At 67.1% G+C, this 1,786-nt stretch carries 2 protein-coding genes and 1 pseudogene; all 3 read left to right on the plus strand.

Going from position 1 to position 1,786, the window contains the following annotated elements; translation table 11 throughout:
- Positions 1–226 (plus strand): DUF2069 domain-containing protein (locus DBR23_RS12010; protein WP_146191315.1); only part of this gene is annotated, 226 nt, incomplete at its 5' end.
- 57 nt (positions 227–283) lie between these two features.
- A complete protein-coding gene (locus DBR23_RS12015) occupies positions 284–1,699 on the plus strand; it encodes an FAD-binding oxidoreductase (RefSeq protein ID WP_108498395.1) in 1,416 nt (471 codons plus the stop codon).
- Positions 1,700–1,718: 19 nt separating this feature from the next.
- Positions 1,719–1,786 (plus strand): annotated as a pseudogene (locus tag DBR23_RS30585) (GNAT family N-acetyltransferase); the annotation flags it as partial.

Raw genomic sequence — 1,786 nt, forward strand, 5'->3', positions numbered from 1 at the left:
CATGTACACCTACCGCTGGGTCAGCCTGGTGATCTGGCTGTACTTCACCGAAGGCGTGGTGCGCGGCTGGGGCGACAAGCCCCCATCGCAATGGCTGGCCTGGGGCGAAGTGGCCTTGTGCCTCGTGCTGTTCACCGCCTGCACGCTGCATGTGCGCGTGCGCCAGCGCAACGCCAAGGCAGCCGCCGCTGCGGCGGAAGCCAGCGCAGCGCCACCCGCCCCCTGATGCCCATGTCGCAGCCCTCCGCTACCCGATCAACCCACTGAACCCGTCGCTTCACCCATGACCACCTTGCTCGACACCCTGCGCACCATCGTCGGCCCCGCCCATGTGCTCAACGAAGGCGATCTCACCGCCTGGGAACAGGACTGGCGCCGCCGCGTGCGCGGCAAGGCCCTGGCCGTGGTGCGCCCTGCCAATACGCAAGAGGTGGCCGCTGTGGTCAAGGCCTGTGCGGCAGCGGGCACCGCGATCGTTCCGCAAGGCGGCAACACCGGTCTGGCCGTGGGCTCGACGCCCGATGACAGCGGCACACAGATCGTGCTGAGCCTCACGCGCATGAACGCGGTGCGCAGCGTGGACACCGACAACCTGACCATGACGGTAGAAGCGGGCTGCATCCTGCAGAACCTGCAGGACGTGGCCGAGAAGGCCGGCGTGCTCTTCCCTCTGAGCCTCGCTGCCGAGGGCAGCTGCACCATTGGCGGCAACCTGGGCACCAACGCAGGCGGCACGCAGGTGGTGCGGTACGGCAATGCGCGCGACCTTTGCCTGGGCCTGGAAGTCGTCACCGCCCAGGGCGAGGTGTGGGATGGCCTCAAGGGCCTGCGCAAGGACAACACTGGCTACGACCTGCGCGACCTGTTCATCGGCAGCGAAGGCACGCTGGGCATCATCACCGCCGCGACGATGAAGCTCTACCCCGAGCCCGCCGCACGCCTCACCGCCTGGGCCGCCGTGCCATCCATGGAACACGCCGTGGCGCTGCTGGGCCAGGCGCACAAGCAGCTGGGCGCGGGCCTCACGGGCTTTGAGGTGATGGGCCAGTTTGCGCTGAGCCTGGTGGGCAAACACATGCCGCAGCTGCGCGTGCCGTTTCTGGGCGACGACAACGCGCCCTGGTGTGTGCTGCTCGAAAACTCCGACAGCGAATCCGAAGAACACGCGCGTGCACGGTTTGAATCGCTGCTGGAGACCGCGTTTGAAATGGGCTGCGTGACCGACGCCGTGGTGGCCGAGAACCTCACCCAGGCGCACCAGCTGTGGCACATCCGCGAGAGCATTCCGCTCGCCCAGGCCGAAGAGGGCCTGAACATCAAGCACGACATCTCGGTGCAGATCTCGCGCATCCCTGCCTTTGTGGCCCACACCGACGCGGTGCTGCAGCGCGAGATCCCCGGCGTGCGCCTGGTCAACTTCGGCCACCTGGGCGACGGCAACCTGCACTACAACGTGCAGGCACCGGCAGAAGGCGATCCCAAGGCCTTCCTGCGCGAGCACGAGGCGCATGTGAACCACCTGGTGTACGAGGCCGTGGCCGAGTTTGGCGGCTCGTTCTCGGCCGAGCATGGCATCGGCGAACTCAAGGCCGACAAGCTCGCCAAGTACCAGTCGCCCGTGGCGCTTGGCATGATGCGCGCCATCAAGCAGGCGCTGGACCCGCAGGGCATCATGAACCCGAAGCGCGTGCTGCAGTAAACCCACTGAAAGCTGACCCATGACCGCTGCCGTGACTGTGCGCCCGGTTCAACCCGAAGACTACGACGCCTGGCGACCGCTCTGGGA

It is taken from the genome of Acidovorax sp. HMWF018 (assembly GCF_003061035.1).
In the GTDB taxonomy this organism is placed as follows: Bacteria; Pseudomonadota; Gammaproteobacteria; order Burkholderiales; family Burkholderiaceae_C; genus Acidovorax; species Acidovorax delafieldii.

Coding starts and splice junctions, on each gene's coding strand:
- DBR23_RS12015 (WP_108498395.1), top strand. CDS start 284: ATGACCACCTTGCTCGACACCCTGCGCACCATCGTCGGCCCCGCCCAT.